This is a genomic window from Verrucomicrobiota bacterium JB022 (assembly GCA_030673845.1).
GTDB lineage: Bacteria > Verrucomicrobiota > Verrucomicrobiia > Opitutales > Oceanipulchritudinaceae > WOUP01.
Genome location: JAUTCQ010000025.1, coordinates 1 through 16,044 on the forward strand (window position 1 = coordinate 1; position 16,044 = coordinate 16,044).

Here is a 16,044-nt window from a genome sequence, read left to right on the forward strand (position 1 = left end):
CGCCTCGTGGTGCGCCCGCCAGTCCCAACGATCTTCCGGGATGTCCGTCACCGCATCGTGGCCCGCCCAGAGGTTGTGCCAGAAATGGCCCAAGGCGCGCTGATTTTCGCGGCCTGGCTCCCCATCCTCCAGCGCCAGCAAACCACTCGCGCCCGGCCCAGGAAAACGCCCCGCCAGCCCGATAATCGCAACCGCAACAGAAGGCTCGGATGCGGCAGGAGTCGCCGACAAAGCCACAGCTTCGGAAATTTCGGACGGAGCCTCTCCCGGCACGGTGCGGTCCGCGAAATATGACGCCAAAGCTTCCAGCGTAGGGTGCTCGAACAGGAGGGTCTTGGGCTGTTCGCCAAAGGTCTGTTCAAGGCGCTCCACCACCCGCAGCATCAGCACGGAGTCGACCCCGTAGGCATCGAAGGAGCGCTGCTTGTGCAACCGTTCGGGAGCCAGCTCCAGCTCTGCTGCGATCAGGCGGCGCAGGAACTCCAACATGCTCGGCCTTGCCGTCGATACTGCAGCCTGAGGCGCGGCAAAAGGCTGGAATTCCGCTCGTTGGAGCCACGCAATCGGCTCCCCTGCAGCCAGAATTTGCACATCTGCAGCGTAAGCCGAGAGGTGCTTCACCCGCACCTCCAGTAGTGCTTCGGTCAAGATCGGGCGCGCTAGCTGAACCTCGCCGATCTGGCGCGGCAGCATAGGCTTCTGGCCCCCATCGCCGAGCGCAAAGGCGGTGGCCTGCAAGGCGGCATCGAGCAGGGCAGTCATCCGGGCACGGCTATCGCCAGCCGTTTGCGGAATGCTGAGCTGGGCCACTGCTCCGTCTTTCCCGAGTCGGAGGGATTTGAGCACGCGCAAACTCGGGCCATAGCGAAGGCCGAGCGCCTCCAGCCGTGGGTAAATCATGGACGCGGTGCATTCCCGCCCAGCCGTTTCCAAGGCCAAGAGCTCGGGCTGGTGAACTGCAGGAGCGCGCCGCGCATCGGCGTAGACCGCGCCTTGAGCGTCCACAAATTGGACCGCTTCGCCGTGAACCTCCAAGCGCAGGGAAGCCAGAGCATCCGCACGCACCGGGCGGCGCCAGGTAAAGGCTGTGAGCCTTTCCTGCGGCAGTCGTTCCGCTGCAGCGGCAAGCAATGCCGCGCCGGGCAGGACGGGGCTGCCCTGCAGCACATGATCCGCAAAATACGCTTCGTCTCCCCGGAAAAGGCTCTGTTCAGTTGGGTCTGACGTGGCCGGCTCATGAATCCAACAACGCTCTTGAGCAAAGGGATAGAGTGGCAGGGCAATGCGACGCGCCGGTGTGTTTCGCTGGCCTGCCCAGTCGACTTTCTCACCGGAGAGCCAACGTGCCAGCGTCTGCCCCAGTGCAGTGTTTGCAGGCGATGGACGTTCCTGCTCCAAGGTGCGCAGCGCTTCGGCATGGCTTGCGACCACCGCGCCCCAGCGGACTTCCATCGCCTCACGGCCGACTTGCAGCGTATGGGCGATGTCGGCCAGCGAAAGCTCCGGGTGAGCACGCAGGTGGGCTGCCAGTTGACGACGTTTTTCGGCGAGGCGGTCGGCATCCAGCGCCGAGAGCACCAAAGCCTCCGGAGCGTGAGAAGCTGAAGGCGCGGACCGGGTCGGCGCTTCTGCTATGACCACATGTGCGTTGGCTCCACCCGCGCCGAACGAGCTGAGGCCCGCTTGGCGGAGGCCGCTTGCCAGCCAAGAAGCGCGCTGGCGCTGGACGGCAAAGCGCACTTCACTCCAAGAGATTTCGGGATTCAGCTCCTCGGCTTCGAGCGATGGAACAAGTTCGTGGTGTTGCAACTGGAGCACCACCTTGATCAGGCCAGCGATGCCTGCCGCAGACTCCAGATGCCCGAGGTTGGACTTGACCGAGCCAAGCGCGCACGAAGGCCCGGTGTTACCGAGGGCTCGGGTGAGTCCCGCCAGCTCAATCGGATCACCGAGGGGCGTGCCGGTGCCATGGGCCTCGACGTAAGAGATTGCCTCCGGCGCGACACCCGCCCGCCGCAGCGCTTGTGCTACCACGGCACCCTGGGCGTCCGGGCTGGGAACCGTATAGCCACTGGTCTTGCCCCCCGCATTGATGGCGCTGCCCTTGATCACTGCGTAAATGCGATCGCCTGCCGCCAAGGCCTCCTGCAGCGGGCGTAGTACGGCCACGCCCACGCCTTCGCCGTCGACCATCCCGGTGCCGCCCGCGCCAAAGCTGCGGCTGCGGCCATCCTTCGCCAGCATACCGAGGCGACCGAGGCGCTGCAGCTGCTCCGGGCTGACCACAAGGTTGACGCCGCCGGCAAACGCGAGGCGGCACTCGCCCCGCCGCAGGCTTTCGCAAGCGAGGTGCAGCGCGGTAAGCGACGATGAGCAGGCCGTGTCGACCGCGAGGCTTGGCCCTGCGAGATCGAGGAAATACGAGACACGGTTGGCGACCGACCAATGTGCATTGTGAGCGCCGTTGGCGGCACCGAGGGCCTGCGCCCGCGCCCCCAGCCACTCGTAGCCCGTGTTCATGATGCCCGCAAACACGCCGACGCTGCGGTCAAACTCACGGCGAAGGCCTTCGCGGGTGTAGGCGGCATCCTCGAGCGCCCACCAGACCGCCTGCAGAAAGAGGCGTTCCTGGGGGTCCATCGCTGCGGCCTCGCGTGGGGAAAGGCGGAAAAAGAGCGGATCGAAGCGGTCGATACCCGCGAGGAAGCCACCCCGGCGAGTCCCGGGCTCCAGCCGCGAGCGGTCGAACCAGGGCCAGCGGTCGGCCGGCAAGTCTCCGATGGCGCTGCGGCCCTCGCACAGGAGTTGCCAGAAGGCATCGAGCGAATCGGCACCCGGAAAACGTGCAGCCAGCCCAATGATGGCAATATCTTCATCGCGCGCCGGCTCGGGATGGGCGGCTGCGAACGTTGGTTGCGGGGTGGCAGCTGCCGCAGTCGTGGGCTGAACTGCGGCATATTTGGCAGCGAGGTGTGCGGCCAGTCGGTCGATGGTCGGGTGCTCGAAAAGCAAGGTCGTAGGCAGCTTGCCCACGGTCTCCTCCAGCTTGCGGGCAATCTTGATCGCTACCAGGGAATCGACCCCGAAGTTTTCAAACGTTTCGTCACTCTTGAGGCTGGCCATGGGCAGCTTCGTGACTTCTTGAAAGGCCCGGCGCACCCAATCGGCAACTTCCCCACCCTCGATGGGCGGGCTGGCAGGGCACGTTGACGGCTGGGTCTTAGGCACTGCCTGCGCCGGCAACGGCTGCGCGCTTTCTGCACCGACGATTGTCCAGCCATCGGTGGGGCGGGCATAGGCACGCGCATGGTGATAGCCAGCCTGCACAAATGCCTTCGACCAGCCTTCCGGGCTGAGCAGCGGTGAGTGCGGCAGGCGCAGCTCTGGATCGTCGAAGCGCCACCAGCCATCGGTTAACCCAAAGGTGAGCGTGGAGAAGGTCCAGTTGGCGCAGGCCTCCCCTACGAGGGCCAGCCCGTTGGCCCGCAAAAGGGTCCGCAACCGGCGCAGCGTGGCAGTGCAGTTGCGGGTGGCATGGAAGACATTCACCCCGAACACCAAGTCTACCGACGCGCCTTCATAGCCCTGCGCTACCGGGCAACGCTCCAGATCGAGCGTGTGGAATTCGGTCGCGATGGGCTCGCCCTCCAGCAGACGGCGACCGTGGTCGAGAAAACCGGTGGAGACATCGGTGTAGACGTAGCGGACCTGTGGGCCGAACGGCCTCAACCGTGCCACCACGCCCGGGGTCGAGCCACCTGTGCCCGCACCGGCTTCGACGATGATTACCTGGCGGTTGGGTTCGCGCTCCAGCGCGAGCGACACGTAGCGCTCAACCAGGCGAGCGAGCTGCGCATTATAGTGTCGGGTGATATCGTCGCCACGATAGATCGGCTCCACCAGCTCCAGCGAACCCCCGGGAAACAGCACTTCCACCGGTGAACGCTGGCCTCGCAACACTTCCGGGTAGGCATCGACACAGGTGTCGAGCAGATGCACGTGAGGTGCGGCGGCAGGGAATTGCGCGCACAGCTCCGCGCTCTCCTGCTCCAACCGGGCCCGTAGGGGAAAGGCTGCAAGCGGGCGCAATCGAGAGTCGATCAGCCCTTCCTGAGTCCAGACGTCGATCAGGGCGTCCAACAGTCGGCGGAAGGCAGGGGTGATGCGCAGCGCATCCGTGAGCGCATCGGCTCCAGCCGGAGCGGTCGGCCAACCCATTTCGCCGAAGATCTGGAATGCGCGCCGACGGGCGTAGCGCTCAAGCGCCGCTTGGGGGTCCACGGTCGGGGAATCACTCATCGCGCACCTCCATTCAACCCAGGTTGCAGCGTTCGGGTCGGTTGGTCCAGCTCCAGAAAATCAAAAATAGCGTCCAGCATGGAATGCGCACGGTTTGGGTGAACAAAGCCAAGCTGCTCCAGCAATGGGGCGTCGGCCTTGAGCGGCACCACTTGTTCGGCTCCGCTGTGCAAGATTGCCTCGGTCAGCGCCCAGCCTTCAGCTCGCGAGATCGAGCGCACGCCCACCTCGGCCAAGCTCCGTCGATAATCCTCCGAGGCCACCGCCCCGATCTCGCCCCAGAAACCCCAGTTGACGATCTGGATGGGGAACGGCACGTGGGGACGCCAGGCAGCGGCGACGGCATCCTGCCCAGTGGAAGCCGCCGCATAATTGGCTTGGCCGGGGGATGCGAGGAATGACTGGGCGGATGAGAACATGAGACAGAAGTCGAGCGGCTGCTCGGCGCAGGCCGTCAGCAGCGCGTGGGTGCCCGGCAGCTTGGGCGCGAGTGCAGCCGTAAGATCGGTCGCGCTCATGCGGGCGATGGAAGTATCGCGAAGCACCATCGCCGCGTGGATGACTCCATGCAGACGACCGTTTTGGCTTTGAGCGGTCTCGATAATCGCCCGCAAGGCAGATGAGTCGGCGACATCGGCGGTTGCATAACGTAGCGCCGCTGGCCCGAAGCGCTGGCGCAGGCGCTCGAAGGCGCGCCGCGTGGCAGCAGGCAGATCGGCTTCCTTGCGGCGACCGACCAGTTGCACTTTGGCTGCGTAGCGCCGGAGCAGGCTCTCGGCGAAGAAGAGGCCAAGACCGCCCGCGCCTCCTGTGATCAGGTAGTGACCGCCATTGCGCAGCGCCAGATCCGTAGAGTCGTCCAAGGTTACGGGGCACACCTGTCGGCGCAGCAGTGCACCTTCGCGCAAGACAAACCAAGGCTGTTCGCCGCTCACCTCCGCGAGTAACGGGATGATCTGGCCCAAGGCAGGGCTTTCGCCGGCAGAGGCTTCGACAATACTTACCCGCAGGCCGGAGATCTCCCGTGCAGCCGACAACAGAAGGCCCGGCAGAGCCCCCCATGCCAGTGCCGTTTCGCGAGTCTGCTCCGGCAGCACGAGCACGAGCGAACAGTCAGTCGACGGCTGCCGCGCCAGTGCCTGTAGCCACGACAGGAGTTCGCTGGCGACGCTTTGTGTGGCCGCAGAAGGTAAGACCACCAGCCCTGCCCGACCCTCGCTCGCGGGTGGCAGGTCGGGGGTCAGGGGCAGCATGCGCCAGTCGGCCTTCAGATCGCGGCAAAGTTGTCGAGCGAGCGGGTTCTCTATGGTGTGGCCGAGCACGCACCATGTGCGCTCTTGTGCCTCGGGCAGTGCTCCCGCAGCCACAGGCTCCCATTGCGGTGCGAAACAGCAGTCGGGCAACGCGACGTGATGTGCTGCCGTGCTCAAACGGCGCAAGCGGAAGCCATCGACCTCCGCGAGCACACGGCCTGCGTTGTCGAGTAGACGCACCGCGAATTCGCCTTCACTTACCCGGCGTGCGTGCGCCCACCCTGCCTGCAGAAGATCGCCGTGCAGGCGGAAACGGTCGACTGCAAACGGCACCCAGGTCTCGTCCGAATCGTCGGCGAAGGCAGAAAGTGCCTGCAGGGCCGCATCCAGGAGGCAGGCGCAATGGGGGCTTGGGGCGAGCTTGGCCAGAGCCTCGTCTGCACCTGCGCGCACCTCTTGCAACAGGCGAAATGCCGGCCCGAAATCGACCCCGCGCCGTGCGAACGCCTCGTAGAGGTCGTTCGGTGCGTGTTGCTGAGGCAAGCGTCTCTGTAGCGCCGCCAGATCAAGCGGCGGAGGCGAGGCGTGCGCAGCTGAAACAGTGAATTCCAGGTAGCGGGTTTCGGTCTCGGCATCGGCGATAAAGTGCCGCGTATCCTCTTGAAGCAAATAAAGCTCCAGACCGTTTTCTTTCGCGACTGCGGGCTCCAGAATAACCACATCGGCAATCGCTTGACCGGGGTGAGCTTGGGCAGCGGCCCATAGCAGCGCGGCGCCGGGCAAGATCGGGCGGCCTTGCACGACGTGATCGCGCAAGATGGCGCTGTCGGCTGCGAAAACCAGCGGCGACGTTTTTTCCACCGGGAAAGGAAGATCGGCAATGGAAGTGCCGGGCAGCCAATAGCGTTCGCGCGCAAAAGGATAAAGCGGCAGTGGCACCCGGCGGACCGGCACCTCGGGCAGCGTCAAGCCCGGGGCCTCAGTCGAGAGGGGCTCACCTGCCTCGACCTGCATCAGTGCCTGTTGCAGCTCATCACGATCGCGGGCGGCAAGCACCAGACGATGCTCCCAGGTGCGGCGGCCCTTTTGCAGGGTGTGGGCAATCGCCGCGAGATCAACGGAGTGCCGTTGGTCCAACCAGGCACTCAAATCGGCCGCGCGCTGGCGAAGCTGTTCGGGGGTACGAGCCGAGAGCGCGAAGGGGGCCGCGCCGGGCAGGCTCTCGCGGCTTGTCTCGGGCTGCGAATATTCTTCGAGGATCACGTGGGCATTGGCGCCCCCCGCCCCGAATGAGCTGATACCGGCTCGGCGGGGTTGGTCGGCTTCCCATGCCGTGGCTTCTTGCGGGATGAAGAAGGGGCTGCCCGCGAGCCTGACGCGCGGATTGATCTCTCTGGCGTGCAGCGAGGGGGCGAACTGGCGGTGGCGAAGTTGCAGGATCAGCTTGGTCACGCCGGCAATGCCAGCGGCAGCTTCGAGGTGCCCGATCTGACTCTTGACGGAGCTGAGCGCGCAACGCCCTTCGCTGAAGACCATCCGCAAGCCGTCGATTTCCAGCGGATCGCCCAGGGCGGTGCCTGTGCCGTGGGCCTCGACGCACGAGATGTCGCTCGCCTGCAAACCGGCCTGACGCAAGGCGGCTTCGACTACCGCAGCCTGGGCTGCCGGGTTGGGCACGGTGTAACCATTGCTCTTGCCGCAGTGGTTTGTCGCACTGCCTCGCACCAGCGCGTGGATGTGATCGCCATCGGCCAGTGCCCGCGAGAGCGGCTTGAGCAACAAGGCCCCCACCCCTTCGCCCGGCACAAAGCCATCGGCCAACGTGCCAAAACTGTGGCAGCGCCCGCGTGGCGAAAGCATGCGCAGCTGGCAAAGCGAAACGTATTTTGAGGCGTGCAGGTAGAGGTTGACGCCACCGGCAATGGCGGTGCGGCACTCTCCCCGACGCAGGCTTTCGCAAGCTTGGTGGAGCGCGACGAGTGAGCTGGAGCACGCGGTGTCGACCGGCACACTCGGCCCTTGCAAATCAAGCAGGTAAGAGACGCGGTTGGTGATCGACCAAGGGCTGGCGGAGGGGAAGACGGCCGTCCCTCGCTGCCATTGCGCCGCGCCGTGCAGGGCATAGCAGAGATTGGTAATGCCCGCAAAAACGCCGACACTGCGGCCCAGCGTTTCAGGCGTGTGGCCCGCGTCTTCAAAGGCATGCCAGACCGTTTGCAGAAACAGGCGCTCCTGCGGGTCCATCAGCTCGGCCTCAGCAGGCGTAATCTTGAAAAATAGCGGGTCGAAGGTGTCCAGTTCGTCGAGGAAGCCGCCCCACTTCGAGTAGAGGCGTCCGGCGTTTGCCCGCTCGGGGTCTGGGTCGAAAAGTTGGGTCCAGCTCGCCCGTTCGCCCGTAAACTCGGTGATGCAGTCGCGACCAGAAACGAGGTTGCGCCAAAACGCCTGCAGATCGGCAGCTTGAGGGTAACGCCCCGCTATGCCGATGATCGCAATGGGTTCATCTGCTGGCGGCGCGAGGGTATGCTTGACGATGGCCGGTGCGGTGGGCTGCTTTGCCACCAGCGGAGGCTCTTCAGCAAAGGCAGTCGGGTGCTCGGCTGAGAAATAGGCGGCAAGTGCCTGCAGGTTACGGTGCTCGAAGAGGATCGACTGCGGCAGCCCGGGGACGAGCGTTTCCATCTCGTCGTTGAAGCGCTTGACCATCAATGAGTCGAAGCCCAGTTCGTCGAATTCGGTCGTGGGCTCGATCTGGGCGGGGTCAAAACCGCTGACTTCCGCCAGGATCGCGCGCAGGCGTGCTTGCAGATTCGATGATGTTCGCGGTGTGGGCTCGGCGAGGGCGGTCGGCAAAACGTCAGCGTCACCGACCGGCTGCGGCAGCCAATAGCGTTCCATAGCGAAAGCATAACCGGGCAGATGCAGGCGGCGGGCTCCGACGGTTTCGGGCCGTGCCAGCCAGTCGACTTCGGCCCCGTGCACCCAGGCCTGTGCGATCGCGTCCAGTGTTGGATCGACGGCATGAGTCGCACCCTTGCGGGCCTGCCCGCGGTAGATGCCCGACGCTGTCTTGCCTTGCGTAAAGGCCACCAGTCGGGCCTGTAGTTCTTCGACTGAATGCACGACGAGAGCCAACCGTTCGCGGTGGGCATCGCGCCCTACTTGCAGCGTATGGCAGACATCGGCCAGGGCAGCATCCGGGTGGTGTGCAAGCCACTCGGCCAGGGCTCCAGCAGATTCGCGCAGGCGCTCGTCCTGCTTGGCGCTCAGCACCGCGAGTTGCGGGCCTTCGGTGCGAGGGCGCTCGCGTTCGAGATAAGCAGGCGCCTCTTCCAGCACGACGTGGGCGTTGACCCCGCCAAAGCCAAAGGAACTGACGCCCGCACAGCGCCGACCTCGATTCTGTGGAGCGGCCCAAGGCTCGGAGCGCGTGCCTAGCAGGCGCAGGGGCGAGCCTGCCAGCTTCAGTTGCGGGTTGGGCGTCTGCAGATGCGGGTTGCCCGGCAGCTGGCGATGGCGCAGCGCGAGGACGGTCTTGATCACGCCAGCAATGCCTGCGGCGGTCTCCAGGTGCCCGATGTTGGTTTTGACCGAGCCCAGTGCGCAAGCACCCTCCTGCAGATCTGCCCCGCAGCGTTTAAAGGCTAGCTTCAGCCCCGCAATTTCCACCGGATCGCCCAGCGGAGTACCGGTCCCGTGGGCCTCGATCATGCCCAGGTTGGCGAAGTCGATCCCGGCCCGTTGCCAGGCACGGGCGATGACCTCGGCCTGACCTTCCGGACTCGGCGCAGTGAGCGAGGCCGAGCGACCACCGTGCCCAACCGCGCTTCCGCGGATCACCGCGTGCACCGGCAGACCTTCGCGCCGCGCATCGGCCAAGCGCTTGAGCACAAGAACACCAGCACCTTCGCCGCGCACATAGCCGTCGGCCGCAGCGTCGAAGGTACGGCAACGGCCTCGCGGGCTCAACATCCCGGCCTGGGTAAAGGAGACAAACAGGCTGGGGCTGATCAGGAGATTGACGCCCCCCGTCAACGCGAGATCACACTCGCCCCCACGCAGCTGTTCACACGCCCGATGGAGCGCCACCAGTGAGCTGGAGCACGCGGTATCGACCGGTTCGCTGCTGCCGCGCCAGTCGAGCCAATGCGAAAGACGATTGGCGAGAATCGAGTGCGCCATGCCGGTGGCGGTGAGGGCCGAGGATTCCAGGCCTTGGCGGCAAAACAGCTCGTTGTAATCGGTCCCCGCCGCACCGAAAATGATGGCGCCATTGGCCCCACGTAGCTGCTGCGGGGCCAGCGTGGCGTCTTCCAGCGCATGCCAGGCCAGGCGGAGAAAGAGGCGCTGCTGCGGGTCCATGCGCTCGGCCTCATAAGCAGAAAGGCCGAAGAAGCGCGGGTCGAAAGTCTCAATGTCGTCAATGAAACCGCCCCAACGTGCCCCGCCCTTTTCACTGGTAAAGGCCTGCCAGTCCCAGCGTTCCGCCGGGGCTTCGCCAATCAGGTCGCGCCCTGCCATGAGGTTGGCCCAAAAGGTGTCGAGGTCAGGCGATCCGGGGAAAATGCCGCTCATGCCGACGATGGCAATCGCCTCGTCAGGGTCTGAGGTCCGATCTGCAGGCGCCTCCTGGGAGACCACCGCAATAGCCGGCCTCTGTACAGGCTCTCCCTCCAGCCCCAGCTCGCGCAAACGTTCGGCCAGGCGTGAAACCGTAGGCGTCTCGAAGAAAAGCGCGGCGTCGATTTCTACCCCCAAAGTCTCCGTCAAAGCGGCGGCGAGTTCGGCCAGACTGACGGAATCGAACCCGTATTCGAGGAACGATTCGTCCTCGTCCAGGTCTTCAGGCGCAACCTTGATCACCGCCCCGGCGGCGGCTTTAATCTGCGCAACCAAATCCATGGCTGGTGCCGGGACGGGCGAAGGCGAAACTGACGGTGTAGACGCTTTTGCCGGTTCATGGACTCCGAGGAGGTTGTAAACGGCGTCGCGGCGGCCGGGTATGACCGCTACGGAGGTTTGGCCGCAGGATACCGCGCGGGCAAAAGCAGTCAGGCCTTCGGTTGCATTCAGCGGCTCCAGCCCCAGTGCACGCATCTTGGCCAACGCCACCTCGCCCAAGCGCATGCCGCCTTCCTGCCAATAAGGCCAATGGATCGCGACGGAAGCGCCCGAACAGCGTCCCTTTTGGCGACGCGCCTCGCGCTCCTGCGCGTAGGCTTCCATGAAGCGGTTGGCGTAAGCGTAATCGCACTGGCCGGGGTTGCCGGTGCAGGCTGCCAGCGAAGAAAACAAGGCAAAAAAATCGAGCGGATCGCCCTGCGTGCAGCGGTCGAGGCGGCGCGTGCCATCAAGCTTGGGGGCGAGCACGGCAGCGAGGTCGACGTCTTGCTTGCTCCGCAGCAAGGCATCCCGGATCACGCCCGCGCTGTGCACGACTCCATAGATCGGCCCAAACGCTTCACGCGCCTCGACCAAGGCGGTGGCAAGAGCCCCTTCGTCGCCCACATCCACGGCCCAGTAGCGCGCTTCGCCGCCGGCCGATGCGAGGTCTGCCAACAGCGTTTCGACCGCAGGATCGGCGGAGCGGCGGCCCAGCAGGATCAGACGCGCGGAAAACTGCTCGGCCAGGTGGCGGGCCAACAAAGCCCCGACTCCACCCGCCCCCCCGGTCAGGACATAGGTGCCTTGTCGGCGCAAGAGATTGAAGGCGCTTGTCTGCTCGGCCAGCGGTTGCCAGCCACGCACCTCCCGTTGCTCGCCTGTGCGGCGCACTTCGACCTTTGTCGGGTCGATTGCCAATTCGGCAGCGATAGCCGTCGCATCGCGGGAAAGGTCGGCCTCGGTGGGCAGCGTCAATACGGTCCCCCGGATGCGGGCATCTTCGAGCTGCAGGCTGCGGAGGAAGCCCGCCAAAGCCGTGGTTTCGGCTGCTCCGCGCGAGAGGCAAATCAGGTGAACGCTCGCCAGATCGCGCCAGCGCACAAGCGCACGGCCACACCCGACCAGCATGGTAAAAGCATGCTCGGCGGGGGCCTGAATCACAATGCGGCTGATGGGCTGCCCCTCGCGCGCGGCCTCTTGCAAGACGCTCTTCCAATCCGCTTCAGACAGGGGAACATGGGGAGCTGCGACCGTGTTCTGATTTGAATGCTCGATCCGCTCGGCCAGGGGCTGGGGCAAGCCGATCAGCAAGGTTCGCCCGCTGACCTCGCGGGTGGCGACCTCCTGTATCTGCCACTGAGGCACAAGGTAGTGCAAAGGCGCGGCAGGTGCCTTCTCCACGATGGGGTGCACAGGCTCGGCCATTGCAGGCCGTTCGGGAACCCAGTAGCGTGGCCCCTCAAAGCGGTAGACCGGCAGGTGAAGACGGCGCGGCAGGGCCTTGTGCAAGGCGGCCCAGGGTATAGACGCTCCCTCCACCCAGGCCGTGGCCAAGGTGGCGAGATCGCGGTGCTGCACCAGGTCGGTCACATCCCTGTCGTCACGCTCTTCGGTGCGTGCCCGGGCGAGTGCCGGTCGACCGGCGAGCAGGCGCTTCAGCTGTTCCCGCAAATCAGGGGTGTCGGCGGCGACCAGGGCCAGCCGCTCCGGCAAGGCTTCGCGACCGAACTGGAGCGTTGTGGCAATGGCGTCGAGCGAAGGATCTTCGCGGTCCAGAAATGCCGCCAAGTCTGAGACACGCCGTTGCAAGGCGGCCTCGTCCCGCGCAGAAAGCACCACCAACTGAGGCTCGCGGTGGGTAGGCCCATCGGCCGTCTTCGGGGCCTCTTCGACCACGAGATGCGCATTGGCACCACCTGCTCCAAACGAGCTGATCCCGGCCAACAGGCGCTCTTCACTCCAGGGCGCGAGCGTGCGTTGCAGGGCAAAGGGTGTGTGCTCGAAATCGAGGGCAGGGTTGATCTCATCGGCGTGGATCGAAGGGTAGAGCATGCGCTCGCGCATCTGCAGCAGCACCTTGGCCAGCGCCGCGATGCCAGCCGCCGATTCGAGGTGGCCGATGTTTGACTTGACCGAGCCGAGCGCGCACTTGCCTGCACGAGCCCCAAAAGCGCGGTTCAGGCCCGCCAGTTCTATCGGGTCGCCCAAGGCGGTGCCGGTGCCGTGGGCTTCGATGTAGCTAATCTCCTTCGATTCGACTCCAGCCCGTTGGAGTGCGTCGGCGATGACGTTGCCTTGCGCGACGGGGCTGGGCACGGTGTATCCGTTACTGGTGCCGCCGTGGTTGATCGCGCTGCCCCGGATCACGCCCCAGATAGGGTCTCCGTCGGCTTGGGCCCGCGACAAGGGCTTGAGCACAATCACGCCCACGCCTTCGGCCGGAACGTAGCCGTCGCCTCCGCGTCCAAAACTGCGGCAGCGCCCATCGGTCGAGCTGAAGTGCATCTGCGCCAGCTGCAGGTATTTCTGCGGGTGCGACGAGATATTGACGCCCCCCGCAATGGCGACCGTGCTCTCGCCACTGCGCAGCGACTGACACGCGAGATGGATAGCGGCCAGCGACGATGAGCAAGCCGTATCGACCGCAAGGCTCGGCCCGTTGAAATTGAAGAATGCGGAGACGCGGTTGGCGATGCTCCAATAGGCCGAGCCGAGAGGCAGCGACGCTTCACCCGGCTGGGTCGGCAGGCCATGCAACTGGTAGAGCCCGTGCATCACCCCTGCGTAGACACCGACCTGCTCGCCGCTCAAGCTCTCGCGCGTGAGGGCGGCATCTTCGAGGGCTTCCCATGCCGTTTCGAGAAAGAGGCGCTCCTGAGGGTCGATCAGCTCGGCCTCGCGCGGCGCCATGCGGAAAAAGCGTGCGTCGAAGCGGTCGAATGATTCCAGGAAGCCGCCCCACCCGCTCAGGGGCTTGCCGTCGGCGGTTGTCGACCAGCGTTGAGTATCCCAGCGACCGGGCGGGATGCGCTCGATACAGTCGCGACCCGCACGCAGATTCGCCGCCAGTTCATCGAGCGTGCGAGCCTGCGGGAAGCGCCCGGCAAGGCCTATAATGGCGATCGGCTCGTCCCTCAAATCGCGGGGAGTCACGAGACGGGCTTTGCTCACGACCACTGGTTTGGCGGTGGCCAACGCGATCGTCACAGGTGGAGTCGGTGTGCCCCATTGTGCCACCTTTGCCGGGTGGTGCTGCGCGAAGTATGCCCCCAGCTCCCGCAGCGTGCGGTATTCAAAAAAGAGTGTTTTGGGCAGCATACCGAAGTTTTTCTCCAGCTCGTAAGTCATGTCCATGACCTGAGTCGACTGGAGCCCGAATTTTTCGAAATCGTCGTCCAGCCCAAGCCGCGCGGGCGGCAGCTTAAGCGTCCCGGCGACGACGCCTCGCAAACGCTCGGAAAGGTTGAGTCGGTCAACCCGCTCTGACGGCTGCGCAACCGGCTGTACACGGGCCGCACTTCCCCCGGAAACCTCACGCACGGTGACGTCGATCAACTCCGCGAGCACGCTTCCAGCTGAGTCGAGCAGCAACACCGTATAGCCTTTGCGAGACTGGCGAGCCCAGGCATAGCGGGCGGTCGACAGATCGCCGTGCCAGCGCACTTCGCGCACTCCGAAGGGTAGCGCGGGTTTGCCGCTGCGATTGAGCGCATGGATGCCAGCCAAGGTTTGGAGGCCCGCATCGAGCACCGCAGGCAGCAAAGTCATGTTTCCAGCTTCGGTCGGCTTGAGAATCGACCACGACTCCGTCTCTCCATCGTAGCGTTCCTGGATGAGCTGGAAGCGTGGCCCATAGTCGAGGCCTTGGGTCGAGAGCGCCGCGTAGGCAGCTTCCCCGGCTGTCGGCACCTCCAAGGTTGCGAAATCCGGCAACGCGATTGGGGCTGGCGTGGCTGCGGGTGCGAAGAGGACGGCTCCTTTTGCGTTGGGACGGGCGGCTTCACCTTCGCCCCCTGATGCGATTTCGAAATGCACGCGATCTTCCTCTGCTGTCAGCTTGATCGTGGCGATCGTCGCTCCGGTTTTGCCAACGGACAACGGGCGCAGCCATTGCACATCCTGCAGCGAGGCCACCGCCCGATCCGGTGCCGACAAGGCCGCTGCCGCCCGCGCCATTTCCAGGCTGGCCACGCCGGGCAGCAACATCGCTCCGCGGAAGGTGTGTTCGCGCACCACCCAATCGGCAGAGCTGAAGCGCTTGGTAAAGGCCAGGCCCGCAAAAGTAGACGCGTTGGCGTCGAGCAGCGGATGCAGCGCAGGGGCACTCGCTGCCGTTGCTGGAGTCTCCAGCCAATAACGGTCGCCCCCGAGGGGGGCGGCGGGCAGGCGCAGCGGCGGCACGTGCAGAGATGTCAAAGCATCCCAGGCAATTTCTTCGCCGCTTACCCACAATTCACCCAGCTTTTGCCAGGCGCCCCGATCGGCAAGACTGCGAAGGAAAGCCACGCCTTCGGCATCGGCAAACGTGCGTTTGGGCGCAGCCTCATGGCGGCCCTGAAGACCTCGCAGGCTGTTTTCATCCGCGAAAGCACGCAGTTGCTCCACAACCTGGTCCGTAGACTCCGCCACAAACGCAAGGCGCTCTTCCTGTGCTTCGCGACCTCGCTGGAGGGTTCGCACGATGGCGGGCAACGCAGGGCGGTCCGTTTCGATGGTGTCCGCCAGTTGCCGTGCTACGGCTTGTAGGCGGGATTTGTTTTGAGCGGACAGCACGATGAGCTGCGGGCCTGGATGTTCGCTTGCAGGAGCGGCCTCCGGGGCTTCTTCAAGGATCAGGTGGGCGTTGCTGCCGCCGGCGCCAAAGGCGCTCAACGCAGCGCGGCGTGGCCCCGTCGTAGAGGTCCATTCGCGGCCGGCGGTCGGCACGACAAAAGGCGTCGAGGCAAAGTCGATCTTGGCGTTGAGCTGACCCTCCGGATGGTGCAACAGGCTCGGCGCGATCCGCCGGTGCTTGAGCTGCAGGAGCACCTTGGTCAACCCGGCAATGCCCGCCGCCGACTCCAGGTGCCCGATGTTGGACTTCACCGAGCCGACCGCAATCGCGTGACCGGCTTGCCCGAAGATTTTCGACAAGCCCGAGATTTCGACCGGATCGCCCAAGGCGGTGCCGGTGCCGTGGGCCTCGATGTAGCTGATCGACTCCGGCGGCACGCCCGCATCTTCCAGCGCCTGGCGGATCACATCGGCTTGCGCCAACGGGCTCGGCACGGTGTAGCCGCTGCCCGCCAAGCGACCGCCGTGGTTCAGGGCGCTGCCCCGAATCACCGCATGGATGGCATCGCCATCGGCCAGCGCGCGCTCCAGCGGCTTGAGCAGCACCGCGCCCACGCCTTCGCCCGGTACGTAGCCATCGCCACCTTCGCCAAAAGCCCGGCAGCGCCCATCGGTCGAGGCAAACCGTCCTTGACTGAGCAGCGCGTACTTCTGCGGGTGCACGATCAGGTTGACCCCGCCCGCCAAAGCCAGCTCGCTTTCGCCGCGCCGCAAGCTCTCGCAGGCCAGATGGATCGCGCTCAAGGACGACGAGCACATCGTGTCGACCGCAACG

Annotated in this window: 2 protein-coding genes; both read right to left on the reverse strand. The window is 65.2% G+C overall.

What is annotated here, in order from left to right:
- The coding region (locus Q7P63_18175) for a beta-ketoacyl synthase N-terminal-like domain-containing protein (GenBank protein MDP0502024.1) at positions 1-4,299 on the reverse strand (4,299 nt) is incomplete at its 3' end.
- A partial coding sequence (locus Q7P63_18180) for an SDR family NAD(P)-dependent oxidoreductase (GenBank protein MDP0502025.1) occupies positions 4,296-16,044 on the reverse strand: 11,749 nt, incomplete at its 5' end. The genes Q7P63_18175 and Q7P63_18180, both read right to left, overlap by 4 nt.